This is a genomic window from Saccharomonospora sp. NPDC046836 (assembly GCF_040645195.1).
Classification (GTDB): Bacteria; Actinomycetota; Actinomycetes; order Mycobacteriales; family Pseudonocardiaceae; genus Prauserella_A.
Genome location: NZ_JBEYXW010000004.1, coordinates 64,084 through 85,118 on the forward strand (window position 1 = coordinate 64,084; position 21,035 = coordinate 85,118).

24 protein-coding genes are annotated in these 21,035 nt (G+C 68.9%); 6 read left to right on the forward strand and 18 right to left on the reverse strand.

The genetic code is table 11. The features are described 5' to 3' along the window. Positions 1–18 precede the first annotated feature (18 nt). The 4 genes from ABZ863_RS06970 to ispG all read right to left on the reverse strand — a co-directional run bounded on the left by ABZ863_RS06970 (position 19) and on the right by ispG (position 3,352). Positions 19–873, reverse strand: a complete 855-nt coding sequence (locus ABZ863_RS06970; protein ID WP_358531916.1) for a GNAT family N-acetyltransferase — start codon at positions 871–873, stop codon at positions 19–21. A gap of 73 nt (positions 874–946) precedes the next feature. Further along, positions 947–1,348, reverse strand: coding sequence for a VOC family protein (locus ABZ863_RS06975; RefSeq protein WP_358531917.1), 402 nt, complete (start codon positions 1,346–1,348; stop codon positions 947–949). Positions 1,349–1,353: 5 nt separating this feature from the next. Beyond that, the gene (locus ABZ863_RS06980) at positions 1,354–2,190 is read right to left on the reverse strand and encodes a helix-turn-helix domain-containing protein (RefSeq protein ID WP_358531919.1); all 837 of its coding nucleotides are present in this window, start codon (positions 2,188–2,190) and stop codon (positions 1,354–1,356) included. 19 nt (positions 2,191–2,209) lie between these two features. Continuing rightward, positions 2,210–3,352, reverse strand: coding sequence for a flavodoxin-dependent (E)-4-hydroxy-3-methylbut-2-enyl-diphosphate synthase (gene ispG, locus ABZ863_RS06985; RefSeq protein ID WP_358531921.1), 1,143 nt, complete (start codon positions 3,350–3,352; stop codon positions 2,210–2,212). A 12-nt stretch (positions 3,353–3,364) separates the two neighbouring features. Here ispG and ABZ863_RS06990 point away from each other — a divergent pair, with 12 nt between their 5' ends. Next, positions 3,365–3,508 (forward strand): hypothetical protein, encoded by a 144-nt coding sequence (locus ABZ863_RS06990; protein ID WP_358531922.1) that lies wholly within the window; start codon positions 3,365–3,367, stop codon positions 3,506–3,508. A 3-nt stretch (positions 3,509–3,511) separates the two neighbouring features. Here ABZ863_RS06990 and ABZ863_RS06995 read toward each other — a convergent pair whose 3' ends face one another. Both ABZ863_RS06995 and dxr read right to left on the reverse strand, forming a co-directional pair. After that, positions 3,512–4,717 (reverse strand): site-2 protease family protein, encoded by a 1,206-nt coding sequence (locus tag ABZ863_RS06995; RefSeq protein ID WP_358531924.1) that lies wholly within the window; start codon positions 4,715–4,717, stop codon positions 3,512–3,514. Between the two features lie 3 nt (positions 4,718–4,720). Further along, the gene (gene dxr, locus ABZ863_RS07000) at positions 4,721–5,929 is read right to left on the reverse strand and encodes a 1-deoxy-D-xylulose-5-phosphate reductoisomerase (protein ID WP_358531926.1); all 1,209 of its coding nucleotides are present in this window, start codon (positions 5,927–5,929) and stop codon (positions 4,721–4,723) included. 90 nt (positions 5,930–6,019) lie between these two features. On the opposite strand from dxr, the gene ABZ863_RS07005 reads away from it, so the two are divergent. Further along, positions 6,020–6,280: a DUF2631 domain-containing protein gene (locus tag ABZ863_RS07005; protein WP_358531928.1), complete on the forward strand. Its 261-nt coding sequence runs from the start codon at positions 6,020–6,022 to the stop codon at positions 6,278–6,280. Between the two features lie 22 nt (positions 6,281–6,302). Here ABZ863_RS07005 and ABZ863_RS07010 read toward each other — a convergent pair whose 3' ends face one another. The 4 genes from ABZ863_RS07010 to rlmN all read right to left on the reverse strand — a co-directional run bounded on the left by ABZ863_RS07010 (position 6,303) and on the right by rlmN (position 9,399). Beyond that, entirely contained in the window at positions 6,303–7,556 is a 1,254-nt protein-coding gene (locus ABZ863_RS07010; protein WP_358531930.1) for an ATP-binding protein, read from the reverse strand. Between the two features lie 131 nt (positions 7,557–7,687). Next, positions 7,688–7,963 (reverse strand): type II toxin-antitoxin system RelE/ParE family toxin, encoded by a 276-nt coding sequence (locus ABZ863_RS07015; protein WP_358531932.1) that lies wholly within the window; start codon positions 7,961–7,963, stop codon positions 7,688–7,690. Continuing rightward, entirely contained in the window at positions 7,960–8,232 is a 273-nt protein-coding gene (locus ABZ863_RS07020) for a type II toxin-antitoxin system Phd/YefM family antitoxin (RefSeq protein ID WP_358531934.1), read from the reverse strand. The genes ABZ863_RS07015 and ABZ863_RS07020 overlap by 4 nt, the downstream gene beginning before the upstream one ends. Positions 8,233–8,277: 45 nt before the next feature. Beyond that, positions 8,278–9,399 carry a 23S rRNA (adenine(2503)-C(2))-methyltransferase RlmN gene (gene rlmN / locus ABZ863_RS07025; protein WP_358531936.1) on the reverse strand — a complete coding sequence of 374 codons (1,122 nt, stop codon included), beginning with the start codon at positions 9,397–9,399 and terminating at the stop codon, positions 8,278–8,280. A 95-nt stretch (positions 9,400–9,494) separates the two neighbouring features. Between rlmN and ABZ863_RS07030 the strand changes: the two genes are divergently transcribed. Next, entirely contained in the window at positions 9,495–10,079 is a 585-nt protein-coding gene (locus tag ABZ863_RS07030; RefSeq protein WP_358531938.1) for a PadR family transcriptional regulator, read from the forward strand. On the opposite strand, the gene ABZ863_RS07035 is transcribed toward ABZ863_RS07030, so the two are convergent. Beyond that, positions 10,040–10,819 carry a class I SAM-dependent methyltransferase gene (locus ABZ863_RS07035; protein ID WP_358531939.1) on the reverse strand — a complete coding sequence of 260 codons (780 nt, stop codon included), beginning with the start codon at positions 10,817–10,819 and terminating at the stop codon, positions 10,040–10,042. The two genes, ABZ863_RS07030 and ABZ863_RS07035, sit on opposite strands and share 40 nt — an antisense overlap. An 86-nt stretch (positions 10,820–10,905) precedes the next feature. Between ABZ863_RS07035 and ABZ863_RS07040 the strand changes: the two genes are divergently transcribed. Then, positions 10,906–11,751 carry a VOC family protein gene (locus ABZ863_RS07040; protein WP_358531941.1) on the forward strand — a complete coding sequence of 282 codons (846 nt, stop codon included), beginning with the start codon at positions 10,906–10,908 and terminating at the stop codon, positions 11,749–11,751. An 81-nt stretch (positions 11,752–11,832) separates the two neighbouring features. Next, positions 11,833–13,239, forward strand: a complete 1,407-nt coding sequence (locus tag ABZ863_RS07045) for a phenylacetate--CoA ligase family protein (RefSeq protein ID WP_358531942.1) — start codon at positions 11,833–11,835, stop codon at positions 13,237–13,239. On the opposite strand, the gene ABZ863_RS07050 is transcribed toward ABZ863_RS07045, so the two are convergent. From ABZ863_RS07050 to rpsB, 5 genes are all read right to left on the reverse strand, one after another. Further along, positions 13,217–14,107 (reverse strand): phosphatidate cytidylyltransferase, encoded by an 891-nt coding sequence (locus ABZ863_RS07050; protein WP_358531944.1) that lies wholly within the window; start codon positions 14,105–14,107, stop codon positions 13,217–13,219. The genes ABZ863_RS07045 and ABZ863_RS07050 overlap by 23 nt on opposite strands. Next, positions 14,107–14,664: a ribosome recycling factor gene (frr, locus tag ABZ863_RS07055; protein ID WP_358531945.1), complete on the reverse strand. Its 558-nt coding sequence runs from the start codon at positions 14,662–14,664 to the stop codon at positions 14,107–14,109. Before frr ends, ABZ863_RS07050 begins: the two co-directional genes overlap by 1 nt. Further along, entirely contained in the window at positions 14,661–15,416 is a 756-nt protein-coding gene (pyrH, locus tag ABZ863_RS07060; RefSeq protein ID WP_358531947.1) for a UMP kinase, read from the reverse strand. The genes frr and pyrH overlap by 4 nt, the downstream gene beginning before the upstream one ends. Positions 15,417–15,521: 105 nt before the next feature. Continuing rightward, positions 15,522–16,337 carry a translation elongation factor Ts gene (gene tsf / locus ABZ863_RS07065; RefSeq protein WP_358531949.1) on the reverse strand — a complete coding sequence of 272 codons (816 nt, stop codon included), beginning with the start codon at positions 16,335–16,337 and terminating at the stop codon, positions 15,522–15,524. Between the two features lie 52 nt (positions 16,338–16,389). Next, entirely contained in the window at positions 16,390–17,202 is an 813-nt protein-coding gene (gene rpsB / locus ABZ863_RS07070) for a 30S ribosomal protein S2 (protein ID WP_358531950.1), read from the reverse strand. 368 nt (positions 17,203–17,570) lie between these two features. Between rpsB and ABZ863_RS07075 the strand changes: the two genes are divergently transcribed. Beyond that, the gene (locus ABZ863_RS07075) at positions 17,571–18,194 is read left to right on the forward strand and encodes a M23 family metallopeptidase (RefSeq protein WP_358531952.1); all 624 of its coding nucleotides are present in this window, start codon (positions 17,571–17,573) and stop codon (positions 18,192–18,194) included. Positions 18,195–18,840: 646 nt separating this feature from the next. Here the strand turns inward: ABZ863_RS07075 and ABZ863_RS07080 are convergent. Together ABZ863_RS07080 and ABZ863_RS07085 are read right to left on the reverse strand one after the other, a co-directional pair. Further along, positions 18,841–19,725, reverse strand: coding sequence for a FliA/WhiG family RNA polymerase sigma factor (locus tag ABZ863_RS07080; protein ID WP_358531954.1), 885 nt, complete (start codon positions 19,723–19,725; stop codon positions 18,841–18,843). Beyond that, complete coding sequence (locus ABZ863_RS07085) at positions 19,697–20,926, reverse strand: tyrosine-type recombinase/integrase (protein ID WP_358531956.1); 1,230 nt, start codon at positions 20,924–20,926, stop codon at positions 19,697–19,699. The genes ABZ863_RS07080 and ABZ863_RS07085 overlap by 29 nt, the downstream gene beginning before the upstream one ends. Between the last annotated feature and the right edge of the window lie 109 nt (positions 20,927–21,035).

Here is a 21,035-nt window from a genome sequence, read left to right on the forward strand (position 1 = left end):
CAACGCGAGCGGCGGTGCTCAGAACAGAACAGTCGCGTAACAGCCGACCTGGCGGAACCCGATCTTGCGGTAGGCGGCCAGCGCGGGCGTGTTGAAGGAGTTCACGTACAGGCTCGCGATTCGCCCCATGCCACGCACCAGGTGGGCGGCGACCGTGGCGGTTCCCGCGGCGCCAAGGCCGCGCCCGCGCTGATCGGGGCGCACCCACACACCCTGGATCTGGCCGACGGTCTGCGACAGCGCACCGATCTCGGCCTTGAAGACGACCTCGCCGTCCTCGAAGCGCGCGAAGGCACGCCCGTTCGCGATCAGCTCGGCAACCCGCGCCCGGTAGCTGGCGCCGCCGTCGCCCGCGCACGGATCGACGCCGACCTCCTCGACGAACATCGAGATCGCCGCGGGCAGGTACCGCTCGAGCTCCTCCGAGCGCACCGGGCGCACGGAGGCGTCGACCGGTACGGAAGGCAGCCGGTCCAGCGCCATCAGCGGCTGGTCGTGCCGGATCTCCCTGGCCGGGCCCCACTCGGAGACCAATTCGTCCCACAGACCGAGGACCGCCTCGGCGGGGCCGACGAGCGAGGAGCAGTTGCGTTGCCTGCGCAGCGCGCGGTCGGCGAACGACCGCAACGCGGCGGCGTTACCCCGCAACGGAATCAGGTTCGGCCCGGCGAAACACAGGCCCTGCAGCCCGTTCGTCCGCACGGGGCGACTGTCGGCACCCCACAGTTCACCACCGAGCCGCCATGGGTCCAGCCCGGCCACCTCTACGCGCGCGGCGACCATACAGCTACCCACCGGGTCCGCGGCGAGCGCGGCCCGGACCGCCGGGTAGTCCTTGTCGTCGAGCAGCCGCGCACCTGCAAGCCGCAACACGGGATCCAGCCTGCCAGATGCCGCCTTATAACGGAAAAAAGAACCCCCGGACGGCGCTCAGCAGGGGCTGGATTCACGAAGCGTGCGCGCCCCGGTAGGTACCGAAGGTCCAGATGTTGCCTTCCGGGTCGCCGACGGCGACGTCGCGCGAGCCGTAGTCGGTCTCGCGCAGCTCGTGGTGGATCATCGCCCCGGCGTCCACCGCCCGCTTGTACACCGCGTCCGGATCGTCGGTGGCCACGTACAACCACTGCGGTCCCTCGGCGGGCAACGGTAGGACGCTGCCCTCCTTGTCGCGGGAACCGAACATCACACCGCCGCCCTCGGGCCAGATCAGCTCCGCGTGGGCGATCGTCACGTCATCCTCACCGCGCACGACCAGCGCCTCGGTGAACCCGAAGACCTCGGTCAGGAAACGCCGGGCCGTTTCGGCGTCGCGGTACAACAAGCTCGGCCACACACCTGGGTTGTTCATACCGCTCAGTCTGCGCCGTCCGTATCGAACTTGCCTTGCAAAAATGGGAGCTCTTCAGCGATCCAGGTGCCGGGTGAACATCCGGCGAGCGCCCGCCATTCGTTGGTGAGGTGCGCCTGGTCGTAGTAGCCGCACGCGATCGCAAGCTCGGCGAGGCGAACCGGCCCGCTGCGGCGCAGCAGCCGGCCTGTCCGCTCGAACCGCACCACCCGCGCCGCTTGTTTCGGTGCGAGACCGAGTTCGCGAGCGAAACGCTCCCCGAAGTGCCGCCTGCTCCAGCCCACCTCACGCGCCAGCGACGCCACCGGGACCGTGCCGCCGGACTGGAGCACCCGGTGCCAGGCCCACCGGACCTCCGGGGCAGGTTCCGGCGCCTGCGTCAGCTGCGCACGCATTACCTGGTCGAGGATCGCGAACCGGCGCGGCCAGTCCGGCGCCTCAGCGAGCCGCTCCGGCAGTAGCGTGAGTTCGGGTGAGCCCAGCTCGGCGAGGTGCACGACCTGGCCGGCCAGCTCTGCCGGGGACACCCCGAGCAGTGCCCGGGCACCGAGCGGGCTCAGTTCCAGACTCACGCCCGCCTGGACCGGGTCCTGCGCGATCAGCGCCGGCGCGAGGTGCATACCGGCGACGAGACCGGGGAAGGCCCCAGGCGACTGCCCCGGCGCCGGCATCCCGACAAGGCGGATCGGTTCCCGCAGGCTCACGATGAACGTCAGGTGGCCGCTGGGCAGTCCACGGTGCAGGCTCGGCGTGGTGCTGTGCTGGACATAGCCGACGTAGCGCGTGACCAGCGGCCGTAGCGCCGGGTGCGGCACTCGGGCAACCCACTCGTCCGCACTCACCAGCGCAGCCCTCCACGGTCTAGCTCACGGTGACGACCGGCGCCCCGCCTGCCTCGCCCGACTCCTCGGCAATGCGCATGGCCTCCTCGATCAGGGTCTCGACGATCTGGTGCTCGGGCACCGTCTTGATCACCTCACCCTTCACGAAGATCTGCCCCTTGCCGTTGCCCGACGCGACGCCGAGATCGGCCTCGCGCGCCTCCCCCGGCCCGTTCACCACGCAGCCCATCACGGCCACGCGCAGCGGGACCTCCATGCCCTCCAGGCCCGCGGTGACCTCGTCGGCGAGCTTGTAGACATCCACCTGCGCCCGGCCGCACGACGGGCAGGACACGATCTCCAGCTTGCGGGGTCGCAGGTTCAGCGACTGCAGGATCTGGTCGCCGACCTTGACCTCTTCCACCGGCGGGGCGGACAGCGACACCCGGATCGTGTCGCCGATGCCCTGCCGCAGCAGTGCACCGAAGGCCACCGCGGATTTGATGGTGCCCTGGAACGCAGGGCCCGCCTCGGTGACACCGAGGTGCAGCGGGTAGTCGCACTGCTCGGCGAGGATCTCGTACGCCCGCACCATGACCACCGGGTCGTTGTGCTTGACCGAGATCTTGATGTCGTGGAAGTCGTGCTCGGCGAACAGCGAGGCCTCCCACAGCGCGGACTCCGCCAGCGCCTCGGGGGTGGCCTTGCCGTACTTCTTCATCAGCCGCGGGTCCAGCGAGCCCGCGTTCACCCCGATGCGGATGGGCGTGCCGTGGTCCTTCGCGGCCTGCGCGATCTCCTTGACCTTGTCGTCGAACTTCTTGATGTTGCCGGGGTTCACCCGCACTGCGGCGCAGCCGGCTTCGATCGCGGCGAACACGTACTTCGGCTGAAAGTGGATGTCGGCGATCACCGGGATCTTCGACTTCGCCGCGATCGCAGGCAGCGCCTCGGCATCGTCGGCGCTCGGGCAGGCCACTCGCACGATGTCGCACCCGGCGGCGGTGAGCTCCGCGATCTGCTGCAGGGTCGCGTTCACATCGGCCGTGACGGTCGTCGTCATCGACTGGACGGAAATCGGGTGGTCGCTGCCGACACCCACCGACCCCACCTGCAGCTGGCGTGTCCTGCGGCGTTCGGCGAGCACGGGCGGTGGGGTGGGCAAACCCAGGTCGACGGTCATCGAATCCTCTGCATGTGGTCTGCGAGCGCGTCCGTTTCCACGATACGGCAGAGCAAGTCCTGGCTCAGCCGGCGGGAGTTGCCCGATGAGTTCGCTTTCGTTGCAAAGGCCACCGCTGCGGACGTCGACGCGGTGGTCGGCATCCGTGTGCTCTGAGTGTCATGGCACGAGCCGGATCGGGTTGACGATGTCGGCGGTCACGGTCAGCAACACGACGGCACCACCGATGACGACGATGACAGCCGTCACGGCGTTCAGCTTCGTGTAGTCGACCGGCCCCGCCGGCATCTTGCCGCGCAGCTTGCGCAACCAGTCGCGGACCCGCTCGTACCAGGTGACCGCGATGTGCCCGCCGTCGAGCGGCAACAGCGGCAGCAGGTTGAAGATGCCGACGAAGAAGTTCAGGCTCGCGAGCAGGAAGAAGAACACCTCCCACAGGCCCTGCTCCACGGCCTCGCCACCGATGCGGCTCGCGCCCACCACGCTGACCGGCGTGTTCGGGTCGCGTTCGCCGCCGAAGATCGCCTCGACCACAGCCGGGATCCGCTCCGGGAACTCCAGCAGCCGCTGCCAGGTCTGCACCAGTATGTCGCCGGTGAAGGTGGCCGAACCGGCGAGAGCGGCGACCGGTCCGTACTCCAGCATGCCCGACCTGGCCACGCCGATGGCGCCGACCTCTTCCGTGCCGCCATTGCTGGTCGGCCGGGTGACTCGCGGCACGTCGACGTTCAGCGTGACCGTCTCGCCATCGCGAAGCACCCGCAACTCCGTGGGCCCCGAGGCAGCCTGTACGGCGGTGAGCAGGTCACTCCATGTCGTGGTGGACCTGCCATCCACGGCCACGATCTCGTCGCCGGCCTGTAGTCCCGCATTCTTCGCCGGCGCCAGATCACCCGGCCGGCACACGGGGTTGTTGGCCTGCTCGGCGGTCGTGGCACTGCGCACGCAGTCCGTCACCTCGGACACGACAGGCTTGTTGGTCAGGTTCGGCAGCCCCATCGTGACGGCCATCAGGTACAGCACGATGAAACCGAGCACGAAGTGGGTGAACGACCCGGCCGCGAGCACCACGGTGCGCTTCCAGGTCTTGAAGCGGTACATCGCCCGTGGCGCCTCGTCGGGGGTGACCTCGTCGAGTGCCGTCATGCCGGCGATGTCGCAGAAGCCGCCCAGCGGGATCGCCTTCAGCCCGTATTCGGTCTCTCCTCGACGGAACGAGAAGATCGTCGGTCCGAACCCGACGAAGTAGCGTCGCACCTTCATGCCGAAGGCCTTAGCGGTGAACATGTGCCCCGCCTCGTGCAGCGCGACGGACACGCAGATGCCGAGCGCGAAGAGCGCGACCCCCAGGATGTAGACGAGCACGCGCTACTTCCCTCCCGTACTGATTTCCAGAGCACGCTGGCGTGCCCATCGTTCCGCGGCGAACACATCCTCGACGTCGCGGGGTACCCGGCGCCACTGGTCGGCCGCCTCGACGACCCTCTGCACAGTGTCCACGATGGACGTGAAGCTGGCGTTCTGCGCCAGGAAGGCGGAGACCAACTGCTCGTTGGCCGCGTTGAACACGGCCGGCAGGCAGCCGCCCTCGGTGCCGACGTGCCGGGCGAGCTCGACGGCGGGGAACGCCTCGTTGTCCAGCGGTTCGAACGTCCAGGCCGAGGCGGTGTCCCAGCGGCACGCCGGTGCCGCGCCGGGCACGCGATGCGGCCAGTGCAGGGCCAGCGCGATCGGCAGCCGCATGTCGGGCGGGCTGGCCTGCGCGAGCGTGGAGCCGTCGACGAAGGTCACCATCGAGTGCACGATCGACTGCGGATGCACCACGACGTCGATGCGGTCACACGGGATGCCGAACAGCAGGTGGGCCTCGATCAGCTCGAGTCCCTTGTTGACCATCGTCGCGGAGTTGACCGTGACCAGCGGTCCCATGGACCAGGTGGGGTGCGCGAGCGCGTCGTCGACTGTCACGTCGGCCAGCTGCGCGCGGGTCCGCCCGCGAAACGGCCCGCCGGAGGCCGTGAGAACCAGCCGGTCGACCTCCTCGGCGCGCCCGCCCCGCAGGGCCTGCGCAAGCGCGGAGTGCTCGGAGTCGACGGGTACGAGCCGGCCGGGTTTCGCGGCGCCGAGGACCAGCGGGCCACCCGCGATCAGCGACTCCTTGTTGGCCAGGGCGAGCGTCGCGCCCGTGTCGAGAGCACGCAGCGTCGGCGCGAGCCCCTGCGAGCCGGGCAGGCCGTTGAGCACCACGTCCACCGGCACGGCGCTGATCAGCTCCACCACCGCGTCGGCACCGGCGAAGATGCGCGGGAGCCGGAACTCCCCCCGCGCGTAGCCGCGCCGCTGCGCCTCGGTGTACAGCGCGAGCTGCAGGTCCTCGACGGCAGTCGGCTTGCTGATGGCGACCGCCTCGACGCCGTGCGCGAGCGCTTGCGCGGCCAGCGCCAGCGGATCCGAGCCGCCCGCGGCGAGCCCGGCGATGCGGAACAGGCCGGGGTTGCGGCTCGCGACGTCGAGCGCCTGCGTCCCGATCGATCCCGTCGACCCGAGGACGAGCACGCTACGTGGTGATTCAGTCATCGGTGCCCATTCTCGCCGACGGCCCCGGTGAGCGGGCAGCAGGCATGTGGGATTATCGGAGTGCATGTCAGGCGCAGGTGAGGAGTGATCGTGGCAGGCAAGGCGATCGAGAAGCGCAGCGGTACCGAGGTCGACCCCCGCGACGAGCCGTCGGCGGAGTGGGGCTGGCACGGCGGCTTCCCGAGGGCCACCCGCGCGGCGGGCTGGTTCACGGTCTTCGCGCTGCTGATCATGCTGATCGGCAACCACGAGAACAACACCGAGAACGTCTGGCTGGTCGGCACGGCCATCCTTGTGGCGTTCGGCCTCATCCTCGACATCCGCCGCAGGCGCGCCGCCTGGCGCCGCTGACGCCTGGGGACTTCTCCGGGCATCAGGGGCTGAGCCGCCACAGCGCGTCCAGAGGCACCGCTCGAAACTTCTCGCCGAACGGCAGGGTCTGCTGTCCTGTGTAGAGCACGTAACCCGCGACAAAACGATCGCCGACGTGCTTCTCAAGGTTTCTCAGCCCCGCCAGGTCTTCACTGCGCACGGTCGCACCCGACTTCACTTCGATGCCGACCACCCGGCCATCGGGCGTCTCGATCACCGCGTCGACCTCGAGCTTGTCCTTGGTCCGGTAGTGATACAGCCGGCCTCGTTCCTCGGACCACGTCAGCTGCCGCGCGAGTTCCATGGCGACGAAGTTCTCCATCATCGCTCCCGCCGCACCACCTGGCTCCGCCAGTCGGTTGGGGTCCTGGCCGAGCAGATGACAAGCAACCCCGGAATCGACGAAGGCGAGCTTGGGCGTCCGCACAACGCGCTGGGTCTGTCCTGACGACCATGCTGGAATGGTCTTGATGAGGAAGACCGCGGACAGCAACTCCAGATATCGCATGAGAGTGGTCCTGGGAATCCCCGACTGCCCGGCCAACGTGCCCGGCACCAACAGCCCGCCTGCCCGTCCCGCCAGCAACCCGAGCAGTTTCAGCAGCTCGCCACGGCGCTCGATGTTGGCGACTTCGAGTACGTCACGCTCAATGAGGGTGGACAGGTACGAATCGAAGAATGCGGCGCGGCGACGTGGGGTACGCCGCACGGCCTCGGGAAAGCCTCCGATCACGATCCGCTCCAGATAGTCTCGCCGCCGCAATGTCGAGGAGTGTTGGATTCGCGGACCATGTGCGAATGCGGCATCGACGAAGCCGTCTGTGGCACCGTGGATCTCCCCTTGCGAGAACGGCCACAGTTCGATGATCTCCATCCGCCCGGGAAGCGCATCCGGAAGGGTGCGCAGCGCGAGAACGCGCGAGGAGCCTGTGAGCAGAAACCGGCCAGGTGCCGGGTCCAAATCCACGACTACCTTGATCGGACGGAGCAGCGCAGGAGCCAACTGAATCTCGTCGATCACCATCAGCCCGTCGTGCTCGACGAAACCAGTCGGGTCCTCCCGGGCTGCCTGCAAGGTGGCCGGGTCGTCGAGGAGGCGAATGACGGCATCGTTTGCCCGCCCTACCGCCAACCGTGTCAGAGTGCTCTTGCCAGCCTGTCGGGCACCATTGACGAGAACGACCCGCGTGTCCGCCAATGCTTCACTGACCAGGGATTCCGCTCGACGCGGTACCAGCTCGCGGGACACAGCCATACATCCGAGTATGCAGGAAACCCGATCGAATGTGGGCACCTGGCCGCTAGCTCAGTGGTCACTTGGCCGCCGGATTGGTGGTCACCTGGCCGCTGGATGCCTCCAGCCGCGAGCATGCCGATCCGGACCGCTCAACGAGGACGATAGACATCGGCCCGATGATCGACGCGCAGCACGACGACCTTTCGGCGCGCGTCGTCGATCTCGTAGAGGACGCGAAAGGCTCCGCGTCGTGCCGAATAGATACCGTCCAATTCGTACCGGAGCGCCTTGCCCACGCGGTGGGGATTGTCCAACAGAGTGCCGGTTATGAACTCGATGACGGCGGCGGCAACGCCTTCCGGAAGCTTGTGCTGGATGACCCGAGCAGCGCTGGCCGCAAGTTCAAGATCGTAGCGTTCGATCACGACCGCAGCCGCAGGGCGCGGATCGCGTCCACCCCACGGACGACATCGCCGCGGTCGACTTCGCCACGACTTTCCCGGATGCCTGCCATCATCTCCGAGTCGCTGAGGATTTCCAGCGTCTCCTCCAGCGCTGCCAAGTCCTCGTATCCGATCAGCACCGCTGCAGGCCGCCCATTACGGGTGACCACCACGCGCTCATGCTCGCGCTCCGCCCGGTCGACGAACTCCGACAGGTGGTCACGCACTGCGCGCAACGGCTCGACACTCATAGCCACAATTGTGGCACATCCTCAGCTGCACCTGCCAGGGCTCCGTCAGCCCTCCGCGGCGAGCTGCCCACAGGCTGCGGCGATCTCCTGGCCGCGCGTGTCGCGGACGGTGCACGCTACTCCCCCGGCGTTGACCCGGCGGACGAACTCCCGTTCCACCGGCTTGGGGCTGGCATCCCACTTGCTGCCCGGCGTCGGGTTCAGCGGGATGACGTTGACGTGCACCAGCTGCCCCAGGTGCTCCCGCAGCAGCTTCGCCAGCAGATCCGCCCGCCATGGCTGGTCGTTGACGTCCCGGATGAGCGCGTACTCGATCGAGACCCGGCGGCCCGTCGAGTCGGCGTAGTACCGCGCGGCCCGCAGCACCTCCGCCACCGGCCACCGGTTGTTGACCGGCACGAGCGTGTCCCGCAGCTCGTCGTCCGGCGTGTGCAGTGACACCGCCAGCCGGACCTGCAACTTCTCGTCCGCCAGCTTGCGGATCGCCGGAGCGAGGCCGACGGTCGACACGGTCACCGAGCGCTGGGAGATGCCCAGCCCCGCGGGCGCCGGATCGGTGATCCGCCGCACCGCGGCCAGCACCCGGTTGTAGTTCGCGAGCGGCTCCCCCATGCCCATGAACACGATGTTGGACAGCCGGCCAGGACTCGGGGCGCCGTCGGCATCGGGCATCAGCCCATCGCGCATGACCGCCGCCGCGGCCCGCACCTGGTCGACGATCTCGGCGGTCGACAGGTTGCGGTCGAGCCCGCCCTGACCGGTGGCGCAGAACGGGCAGGCCATCCCACAGCCCGCCTGGCTGGAGATGCACAGCGTCGCCCGGTCCGGGTAGCGCATCAGGACGCTCTCCAGCAGGGTCCCGTCGTGCGCGCGCCACAGCGTCTTGCGCGTGCTGCCGTCATCGCAGGCAACAGCGCGTACCTCGGTGAGCAGCGCGGGCATGAGCTCATCGACCAGCCGCTGCCGCGACGCCGCCGGAATGTCGGTCATCTCGTCCGGGTCGACGGTCAGCCGGGAGAAGTAGTGATTCGAGAGCTGCTTGGCACGAAACGGCTTCTCGCCCAGCGCGACGACGGCCTCCGCACGCTCGGCGGTGGCCATGTCGGCGAGGTGCCGCCGGGGCAGGCCACGGCGGGGCGCATCGAAAACAAGGGGGAGGGCAGTCATAGCGCTGTCCATTGTCCCATGACCGCAGACCTTGCCCGCCGACTGTTTCCGATATATCGTGAACGTGTCGGAATAGTTCGAGAAAGGATCCGATCATGAGACAACCGTTTGCGAGTGAGTTCGGCAGGCAGGCGTTCGGGCCGCGCGCGGCCTTCGGCGGGTTCCCGCCCGGCTGGGGACCCGGCCGACGGGGACGCCCCATGCCGAGGCCGGGCGGTCCAGGCCGGCGGGGACGCAGGGGCGACGTGCGCACCGCGATCCTGGCGCTACTGGCCGAGCAACCACGGCACGGCTACGAGATCATCGGCGAGATCGGCGAGCGCAGCGGCGGCTTCTGGCGGCCGAGCCCCGGCTCGGTGTATCCCACGCTGCAACTACTGGCCGATGAAGGTCTGGTGCGCAGCAGCGAGGAGGGCGGCAAGCGCCTGTTCGAACTCACTGAAGAAGGCCGTGCCGCGGCGGAGAAGCTGGATGGCACGCCACCGTGGGAGCACTTCGCCCACCACGCCGACCCCAGCGAGGTCAAACTCCGGGACGCCGCCGGCGCGCTGATGGGTGCGATGCACCAGGTGTCGCATGTCGGCACGAGCGCGCAGAAGGAAAGGGCCGTGGAAGCGCTCAACGAGACGCGCCGCACGCTCTACGGCATCCTGGGCGAGACCGCCGCCGAGGATGAGTGAACCAGGCCGGTGGGCTTGTCGCGCACCAGAACGCGGTAGCCCACCGGCAACACCAGATCCGCGTCCCGCCCGGCATTGAGCTGCAACGTCTCGGCAATGGCCCGCGCGGCCAGCCGGGGGCTGAACTCGATGCGCAACACGGCTTCCATGGTGGCGCGGTCGGCGAACTGCCAGCGCGTTTCCACCCGCCTGCAAGAGAACCCGGCGTCCGCGAAGAATTGGTCCACTTTGTCCGGTTCGTAGTGTGGGAGGTCGTCGAGCATCCACTCGCCGTACGGGCCGTGCCGGGTATCGAGATCGACGATCACGATGGTGCCACCAGGACGTAGCACCCGCTCCGCCTCCCGCAGACCCGGTTCGCAACCGGGGCCGAAGAAGTACGCCGTCCGCGCATGCACCACGTCCACGCTGGCGTCCACGAGAGGCAGGCGCTGGGCGGTTCCTCTGCGGACCACGACGTTGGCACTGTCGGCGACCCTGCGCTGAGCCCGCCGTACCAGCGGCGGATGCGGCTCGACACCGAGCACCGAGCGAGCTGTGCCGGCGAACCTCATGAGGTGAAACCCGTCGCCGCAGCCGACGTCGACGACATCCCGTCCTGCCCACGACAACTGCTGCGCGAGCACCCGCCAGATCTCGCCATCGACGTCCTGCGCCCGGTTCTCCAGCTCGTACGCCTCGGTGTAGTACCAGATATTGGGGCTGGGGACGATTTCCACCTTGCGTACGAACCGTTTCACGGCGACAAGGTTATCCGTGAGCGCCGACGGCGTAAGATCATCGCCGCGCACATCACGTGGGGTTCGTCACCGAGGGGGTCTTGGCCATGTCTGTCGGTATGTCCGTCCCGCCTGCACTGTTCCCGGCGGGCGTCCCGTGCTGGGTGGAGCTCGCGTCGGCCGACGAGGCCGCCGCTCGCGAGTTCTACAAGAAGCTTTTCGGCTGGGAGTTCGTCGTCAAGCGCGATCCGGCAACGCTCAACCGGCGCTACTCGATCGCGTCGCTGCTCGACAGCGAGGTCGCCGGTCTGTACCAGACCGCGCGCGACCAGCCGACAGGCTGGATCGTGCAGCTGTCGGTGACCAGCACCGCGAGCACTGCGGAATGGGTCCAGCGGCTCGGCGGCACGGTCACACTCGGCCCCGTTGGTATCCCCGACCGCGGGAGCATCCTGCACGCCGTCGACCCCAGCGGGGCTCCCGTGGTGTTCTGGCAACCACCGGCCGACTGGGCGTTCGCGACCTCGTTCCCGGGTACGTTCAGCGGCGCGGACCTCAACACCCACGACGGTGCCGGCGCCGACCACTTCTACTGCAGGCTCTTCGACTTCACCAGTCAGCAGATCGGCGGGGACGGCATCGACTACGCGGAATGGCGGCTCGGCCACCAGCCCGTGCTCTACCGGTACGTGCTGGACGCCGAGTACCGGGCGAGTATCCCTCCACATTGGATGGTCTACTTCGACGCCGATCCGATGCGCGGCGCCGACGCCATGGCCGGGCAGGCGATCATGTTCGGTGGCAGCGTGGTGACCCCGCCGTTCGACACCCCGTTCGGCAGGACCGCCGTACTCGCCGACCCCGGCGGCTCGGTGTTCTCCATCGTGGACCACTCGCGGCCGGTCGACACAGGCGCCGGGCGCGCCGAGGTCGACGATCCCTACGACGACTGAGCCGTGTTTCACCGGGCCGCGAAGCAGCGTGCACTGCGCAGGCAACCGGCAGAACGGGGCCGACGCGCGCACACTGTGTGCATGCCCCCCGGGGACCGGAAGGCGGCCTATGAGCGTCTGCGCGCCGCGCACCTGAGTGCGGTGCGGGCCGCGCTGGAGGACCACGTCGCCCGGCTTGCGTGGCCGCGCGATCGGATCGAGCGCTACCAGACCGAACGGCTCCGGTCGTTGCTGGGATTCGCGCGCGAGCGCTCGCCGTTCCATGCGGCCAGGATGGCCGACGTCGATCCGGCCACGGCGACCGTCGACGACCTCGCGCGGCTGCCGGTCATGGTCAAGCAGGAGGCCCAGTACGATTGGGACAGGATCGTTACCGCGCCCGGCATCGACCGCATCGGCGCCGAGCGGGTGCTGGCCGAGCAGCGCTGGTTCTCCTACACGCCTGCGGGGCACCAGGTGTTCAGCTCGGGCGGCTCCAGCGGCGTGCGCGGTGTGTACGTGTGGGACTGGGAGCAGTTCGTCACGCTCGCCTGCCTCGCCTGGCGGTGGCAGGTGCGTGCCGAGCGCGCGTCCGGATCTGCCCAGCGCCCGGTGCAACTGGCCGTGCTGGAGGCCGGCGAGCCGCCACACGCGAGTACGCCGTTGTTCGACATCGCGACCGGGCCGTCGACGGCGACCGTCGTGATCCCGGCGGCGGCGCCGTTCGACCGGGTGCTGCAGGCGGTGGCCGAAGCACGGCCCACACATCTCGTCGGCTACGCCTCGGTGATCGGGGCCCTCGCCCGCGCCGCGATCGGGGGTGCACTCGACATCCGGCCGGTCCGGGTCAGCACCAACTCCGAGCCGCTCGCCGACGAGGACCGCGAGGCGATCGACACCGCCTGGGGTGCGCCCGTCCACAACCTGTGGGGCTCGACCGAGATCGGCGTCCAGGCGGTCGGCTGCGGCCACGGCGACGGTCTCCACGTCTGCGAGGACGAAGTGATCCTCGAGCGGGTGGATCCCGCCGGGCGCCCGGTCGGCCCTGACGAGCCTGCCGCGCGCACGCTGGCGACCGGGCTGGCCGGGCGCACGTTTCCGTTCATCCGCTATGACCTCGGCGACGAGGTCACGCTGCTGCCCGGGCGCTGCGCGTGCGGCAGTGCGATGGTGCGCGTCGCCGACATCGCCGGCCGGCGCGACGACGACTTCCGCTACGGCCGGCGCACGGTCCCGGCCAGCGCGTTCCGGCACGTGCTGGGGACCGACCCGCTGATCTCGGAATACCAGGTCCACCAGACCGCGGCTGGGGCGGACGTGCTCGTCGTCGGCGTACCGGACGTGTCTGCGGTGGCTGCGGCGCTGGTCTCCTCGCTGCGGCCCTACGGACTTTCGCAGCCCGAGATCAACGTGCGGGTCGTCGGCCGAATCCCGCGCCACGCCGCAACGGGCAAGCTCAAGCGCTTCGTCCCACTGAGTGGCCCACTCACGGCGCCACGAACGCGCTGAGCAGCAGCCAGGACACGACCGCCGAGGGCAGCAGCGAGTCCAGCCGGTCCATCAGTCCCCCATGACCGGGGAGTATGTTGCCCATGTCCTTGATGCCGAGATCGCGCTTGATCAGCGACTCCATCAGGTCACCGAGCGTCGCCGTGAGCACGATGGCCGCACCGAAGAGCACACCCTGCCAGGCCATACCGTCCAGCAGGAACACCAGTGACAGCGCACCCGCGGCGATGCCGGCCGCGAGCGAACCGCCGAAGCCCTCCCAGGTCTTCTTCGGGCTGATCGAGGGTGCCATCGGATGCCGCCCGCGCAGGACACCGGCCGCGTAACCACCGGTGTCCGAAGCGACCACCACGATCATGAACGACAGCACCCGGCCGACACCGTCGGCGGGCGGGACGAGCATTGCCGCGAACGACGCGAACAACGGGAGGTACGCGGCGGCGAACACCGACGCGCCCACATCGCGCAGGTACCCGTCGGCACCGCCCGGTAGCCGCCACACCAGGCACACCAGCACGGTCAGCACGAAGGCCGTCAGCGCACCTTCCATGCCGAACGGCCAGGCGAGCCAGATCATCGCCTGGCCGCCGACCAGTACGGGCACCAGTGCGATGCGGACACCGGCGGACCTGCGGAACGCGGTGGCCAGTTCCACCGTACCCACCGCGATCGCCGCGGCGACGATACCGATGAACAGGTACCGGATCGTGAAGAGCGACACCAGGATCGCCGCACCCAATGCCACGCCGACGGCGATGGCCGCGGGCAGGTTCCGACCGGCCCGCGAGGCCTTCTTCGCCGGTTCGGGGGACCGCCCAGGCTCGGTCGCGCCCTCGCGTTCGTCCTGGTGCTCGCTCACCTTTGTCATCAGACCTCGAGGAGCTCGGCTTCCTTGTGCTTGACGAGCTCATCAACTTGGTGGACGTACTTGTCGGTGAGGTGCTGCAGCTCCTTCTCCGCCCTGGCGACGTCGTCCTCCCCCGCCTCGCCGTCCTTGGAGATGCGGTCGAGCTCTTCCTTCGCCTTGCGGCGCACGCTGCGGATGGAGATGCGGGCGTCCTCGCCCTTGGACTTGGCGACCTTCACCATCTCCTTGCGGCGTTCCTCGGTCAGCTGCGGGATGACGATCCGGATGACGGTCCCGTCGTTGCTCGGGTTCACACCCAGGTCGGAGTCCCGGATCGCCTTCTCGATGGCGCCGAGCTGCGTGGCGTCGTAGGGCTTGACGATGGCCATCCGCGCCTCAGGAATGTTCACGCTGGCCAGCTGGTTCATCGGGGTCGGGGCACCGTAGTACTCGACGACGATCCGCGAGAACATTGCCGGCGTAGCCCTGCCCGTACGTACCGACGACAGATCTTCCTTGGCGACGGACACCGCCTTTTCCATCTTCTCCTCGGCATCGAAGAGTGTCTCGTCGATCACGACTGCTCCAGGTGTGTTGGTGTACTGACCAATGTGCCGATCCTCTCACCACTCACCGCGCGAGCAATGTTGCCCTCGGTGAGGAGGTTGAACACGATGATCGGCATGTTGTTGTCCATGCACAGGCTGAACGCGGTGGCATCGGCGACCCTGAGATCCCGCTCTAGCACCTCACGATGCGTGATCTCGTCGAAGAGTTTGGCGCTGGGATCGTTCTTCGGGTCAGCCGTGTAGACCCCGTCGACGGCCTTGGCCATCAGCACGACCTCGCAGCCGATCTCCAGCGCGCGCTGGGCGGCTGCGGTGTCGGTGGAGAAGTAGGGCATTCCAGTGCCTGCACCGAAGATCACGACGCGGCCCTTCTCCAGATGCCGCTCGGCGCGCCGTGGTATGTAGGGCTCGGCCACCTGGCCCATCGTGATCGCGGTCTGCACCCTGGTCGGCACGCCTTCCTTCTCCAGGAAGTCCTGCAGCGCCAGGGAGTTCATCACGGTACCGAGCATGGCCATGTAGTCGGCCCGGTCGCGGTCCATACCACGCTGGGAGAGCTCAGCGCCGCGGAAGTAGTTGCCGCCACCGATGACGATGGCCATTTGCGCCCCCGTGCGCACGACGTCGGCGATCTGCACGGCGACCGAATGCACGACGTCCGGGTCGACGCCGACGGACCCACCGCCGAACATCTCGCCCCCCAGCTTGAGCAGCACCCGCCGGTAGCCCACGGTGGCTTCGTCGGTGTCATCCTCGTTCATGTCGCCTCCGCCCGTTCAGGTGCTGCGTTTGCCACAGCGGCTGTCTCATAACTGTGCCCCGCCTCCTGAACTGGCGGGAGACGGGGCACAAACGCCAGTCCGCGACTAAGGCTGGCCGACCTCGAAACGAGCGAACCGGGTCACGGTGACACCCGCCTCGTCGAGCAGGGCCTTGACGCTCTTCTTGTTGTCGGTGACCGACGGCTGCTCGAGCAGCACGACGTCCTTGTAGAACGCGTTGACCTTGCCCTCGATGATCTTCGGCAGCGCCTGCTCCGGCTTGCCTTCCTCGCGAGCGGTCTGCTCGGCGATACGGCGCTCGTTGTCAGTGAGCTCCGCCGGAACCTCGTCGCGGGTCAGGTACTTCGGCTTGAGCGCGGCGACCTGCAGGGCCGCGGCGCGGGCAGCGTCGGCGTTGTCGCCGGTGTACTCGATGAGCACGCCGACCGCGGGCGGCAGGCCGGCGCCACGACGGTGCAGGTACGTCGACACCTGGCCGTCGAAGGACGCGACCCGGCGGATCTCGAGCTTCTCGCCGATCTTGGCCGACAGCTCCTGGACGAGGGCGTTGATGGTCTTGCCGTCGACCTCGGCCGCCTTGAGCAGCTCGACGTCGTCGGTACGCAGCGTCTTGGCCGCCTCGACGACCTTCTCGGCGAGCTGCTGGAACTCTTCGTTCTTGGCAACGAAGTCGGTTTCCGAGTTCAGCTCGACCAGTACGCCGCCATCGCCGGCGACCAGGCCCTCGGCGGTCGCGCGCTCGGCGCGCTTGCCGACGTCCTTGGCACCCTTGATGCGCAGGAACTCAACGGCCTTGTCGAAGTCGCCGTCGGTCTCGTCCAGCGCCTTCTTGCAGTTCATCATGCCGGCGCCGGTGAGTTCGCGGAGACGCTTGACGTCAGCCGCGGTGTAGTTCGCCATCGTGCGTTATCCGTTCTCTGTCGCGGTATGCGCAGGGTGGTCGGTGTGTGGTTCAGGAAGCGGTGGTCGGCTCGGCGGACTCGGCGCCGGCGAGCAGCTCCTGCTCCCACTCGGCCAGTGGCTCACCGGAGGCGACCTCGGGCTTGTCCTCGCCCGCAGGCGCGGTGCCGTTGCGGCCTGAACGCGCCATCAGACCGGCGGCGGCTGCCTCGGCGACGACCTTGGTCAGGAGCGCGGCCGAGCGGATCGCGTCGTCGTTGCCCGGGATCGGGTAGTCGACCTCATCCGGGTCGCAGTTGGTGTCCAGGATCGCGACGACCGGGATGTTGAGCTTGCGCGCCTCACCGACGGCGATGTGCTCCTTCTTGGTGTCCACGACCCACACGGCGCTGGGCACCTTCGACATGTCGCGGATACCGCCGAGGGTCTTCTCCAGCTTGTCCTTCTCGCGGGTCAGCGTGAGGATCTCGCGCTTGGTCAAGCCCTGGAAGCCACCGGTCTGCTCCTGTGCCTCGAGCTCCTTGAGCCGCTGGAGGCGCTTGTGCACCGTCTGGAAGTTGGTCAGCATGCCGCCGAGCCAGCGCTGGTTGACGTAGGGCATGCCCACGCGCAGCGCCTCGTTGGCGATCGCTTCCTGCGCCTGCTTCTTGGTGCCGACGAACAGGATCGTGCCGCCGTGCGCGACCGTCTCCTTGACGAACTCGAACGCACGGTCGATGTAGGTCAGCGTCTGCTGCAGGTCGATGATGTAGATGCCGTTGCGCTCGGTCAGGATGTAGCGCTTCATCTTCGGGTTCCAGCGCCGGGTCTGGTGCCCGAAGTGCACACCGGAGTCGAGCAGCTGCTTCATGGTGACGACGGCCATGGCCGGATTCGCACCTCTTCTGTGTTGTGCGCGCCGGGCAGTGCTCGGCACGCGGGGCCGGTTGTCACGGCGGGCCGGGTGGCCAGCCGCCCTGGTGCCGTGCCGGCGACCGGACTCGTTGGTGACATCGTGACCGCGGAGACCGCCGGGCACCGTTCGCTCCGCTCAGCGATCTCTCGGGCGGAGCACGCACGTGCACGCGAAGTCAGCCTGTGTCCGCACAGACTGCGCCCAAGAGTGTACGCCGCCCCTGGGACACCACTCGAACCGGCGGCCCGCAAAGGCGCGAGTTGTCCACATCGCCACCAGTTATCCACAGATTTGGCTCCGCGTCCCCACAGCGCCTCGATTGCCGTCACGCTCGGTACATGACCTCCTGCACACCGACACCAGGGACACGAGCAGCGAGCGCCGCCCTCCTGGCCGTGCTCCTCGCGCTGCTGCCCCTGTCAGCTGCGGCCCAGCCGGCGCCCCTGCCTGTGCCCGCCGCTGCCAAGGGGATACCTCTGCCCGCAGCCACCGCCGCCCAGCCCACATTGGCAGCCGCTCAGCCGGTGCTCGAGCCCCGGTTCGCCTGGCCACTGTCGCCCGCGCCGTCGGTCGTGCGGCCGTTCGACGCACCGGAGCAGCAGCCCTACGGCCCTGGTCACCGTGGCGTGGACCTGGCTGCGGGTGACGGGCAGCAGGTACTGGCGGCGGGGGCCGGGTACGTGGTGTTCGCGGGCGATGTCGCCGGGCGCGGTGTGATGTCGGTCGAGCACGACGGCGGCCTGCGCACCACGTACGAGCCGGTACAGCCGATGCTCGCGACCGGCGACCAGGTCAGCCAGGGACAGCCGATCGGGACGGTGGTGGCCGGTCATCCGGAATGCACCGCCACCGCATGCCTGCACTGGGGAGTGCGCCGTGGCGAGGAGTACCTCGATCCGCTGCGCCTGGTCGTGACCTACGGGGCACTGCGCCTCAAACCATGGGAGGGGGTGCCGTCATGAGCTGGTGACAACCGATCCGCGCCCCGGCAACCCACAGGCGCTGTCATGACCCGGCTGACGCCGAGCGGTACCCGACCGTGCCCCGAAAAGAGAGGCTCAACCGCGACCCGATGACAACCGACCGCACGGCTCGGCGACGCACCAGGAAGCACCGTACATATGCCGGCTGACGCCGACCCACGCCAACCCATATCCGCCCCTGCGCCGAGAAGGGGCCCCACCCAAGACCCGGTGACAACCGATCCGCGCCCCGGCGACGCCCCGCGGACGCCATCATGACCCGGCTGACGCCGACCTGCCCGGCGTGCTCCGAGAGAGAGGTCCCACCCATGCCCGGGTGACAACCGATCCCGTGGCTCGGCGACGACCAACATGGAAGCGCCATAAGCCGACACCGCCGATCCGCCGCCCGGATGCGCTCCAAGGAAGGAATTCCACCAGGAGCCGACGATAGCGTGCCCCGGCGACGCACCGAGGCAGAAGGCACCGTCATTAGCCGCCACGGCCCAGCCGCGCCCAGCAGTGTTCCAAGGAAGGAGGTTCCACCCAAGACCCGGTGATGCCAACCCGTGCCCGGCGATCACGACGCCAGACACCGCATAAGCGCCACCGCATGGCGGAGCCGACGGTGCTCGCGAGTACCGGCTCAGACCGTGACCTGTTCGACCAGCTTCGCTCGCAACCGCAGCACGGCGCGGGTGTGCAGCTGGCTGACCCGCGACTCGGTCACGCCGAGCACCTTGCCGATCTCGGCCAGGGTGAGCCGTTCGAAGTAGTAGAGGCTCACCACGATCCGGTCGCGCTCGGTGAGCTGGGCGATCGCTTCGGCAAGCTGGCGGCGGTTGTCGCGGTCCACGAGAACGGCGGCGGGGTCGACCGCATCGTCGTCGGCCAGCGAGTCGACGAGCGATCCGCTGTCCCGGCCGGCGGTCACGAGGTCTTCGAGCGCCACGACGCTGGTCAGGCGCAGCTGACCGTAGAGTTCGCGGAGTTCCTCGATGGTGATGCCCAGCTCGCTCGCCAGCTCGGCGTCGGTCGGGGTGCGGTGCAGGCGCGCGCCCAGCCGGTCGAGCGCGCGCTCCACCTCACGGGCGCGGCTGCGGACCACCCTCGGCACCCAGTCCTGGGAGCGGAGGTCGTCGAGGATGGCGCCGCGGATCCGCTGCATGGCGTAGGTCTCGAAGCGCAACCCGCGTGCCGGTTCGAACTTCTCGATCGCGTCGACGAGACCGAAGATGCCGGACTGGATGAGGTCGGCGACATCGACGTGGGTGGGCAGCCCCGTGCCGACCCGGCCTGCCACGTACTTCACCAGCGGTGCGTAGTGCAGCACCAGACGGTCGCGGACCCGCTGGCTCGGGGAGTAGGCGAACTCGCGCCACAGCGCCTGGATGGTCGCCTCGGCGTCGGTTCCAGCGTCGAGCGACTCTGCGGTCACCGGGCCACCGTCCTGCGCAGGCCGACCGTCCGGGTGCGCTGCCTGTGCCGAAACTCCACCGGCGTCATTGGGCACGGGGGTGGGTTCGGTCATGGATCGCCTTCAGCCGTTCGACGGTCACGTGGGTGTAGAGCTGGGTCGTGGCAAGCGTAGCGTGACCGAGTAATTCCTGAACGCTGCGAAGGTCCGCCCCGCCCTCGAGCAGGTGGGTAGCCGCCGAGTGACGGAGTCCGTGCGGGCCCATGTCCGCCGCACCCGGGACGGCCTCGACGGCCTGATGCACCACCCGCCGCACGGTCCTGGGGTCGATGCGTCCTCCCCTGGCGCCGAGAAACGTAGCCGCGCCAGACGATCCGGAGACCAGGCTCGGGCGGCCCGTTTCGATCCACCGGCGCAGGGCGCGCTCGGCAGGCTGTCCGAACGGAACCATCCTCTCCTTGTTGCCCTTTCCCAGTACGCGGACGACGCGGCGGTCGAACTCGATGTCGTCCAGGTCGAGCCCGCACAGTTCCGAAACCCGAATACCACTCGCATACAGCAGCTCGAGCATCGCATGGTCACGCAACGCGACCGGATCCTCCTCGGCTGCCCCGGAACCAGCAGCACGCATCAGCTCGCCGGCCTGCTCGGTCCGCAGCACCCCAGGCAGCTTCCGGTGCGGGCGCGGGGCGACCAGCCGGGCGCCGGGATCGGTCGCCAGCTCGCCCCGACGGAAGGCCCACGCCGTGAAGGTCCGCGCCGCGGCAGCCCGGCGGGCCAGTGTCGTGCGGCTGCGCCCAACGGAACGCTGCCCGGCGAGCCAGGCCCGGAGCACACCGACGTCCAGGTCTTCCAGGCCGCCATCCTTGCCGTCTGGAGCACCCGGCTGCGGCTCGGCGGCCGGAGCACCCAGTTGCGAGCCAGCTAGTGCACCCGGCTGCCGCTCGGCGGCCGGAGCACCCGGCTGCGAGCCAGCTGGTGCATCCGGCTGCAAGTCAGCTGGAGCACTCGGTTGCGAGGCGGCCGGTGCACCCGGTCGCGAGTCAGCGGCTGGAGCAGGTTGCGAGTCGGCTGGGACCGCCGACCCATCGGCCTCGCAGACACCGTGCAGGAAACCCAGCAGCGACACCACGTCACCGAGGTAGGCCCGCACCGTGTGTACCGACAGTCCACGCTCGGCCCGGAGATGCCGCGCGTAGTCATCGATCAGTCCGGCCGCGACCGGCGGCAGCGCAACGCGCACACCTGCCAGGTCGGCGCGCTCGGGCCCGCGTTGCGGCCGGCCGCCCGGTCTGCGCACAGCTGATGACGCCATGTAACCGACGCTGCTCGACCCGGCCCCTCTGGTCAAGTATCGCCACGCCTCCATGATCAAGCCGAGACCCAGGAGTTCGCCCGGCCCCTCACGGACGGCTGTTCGCTAC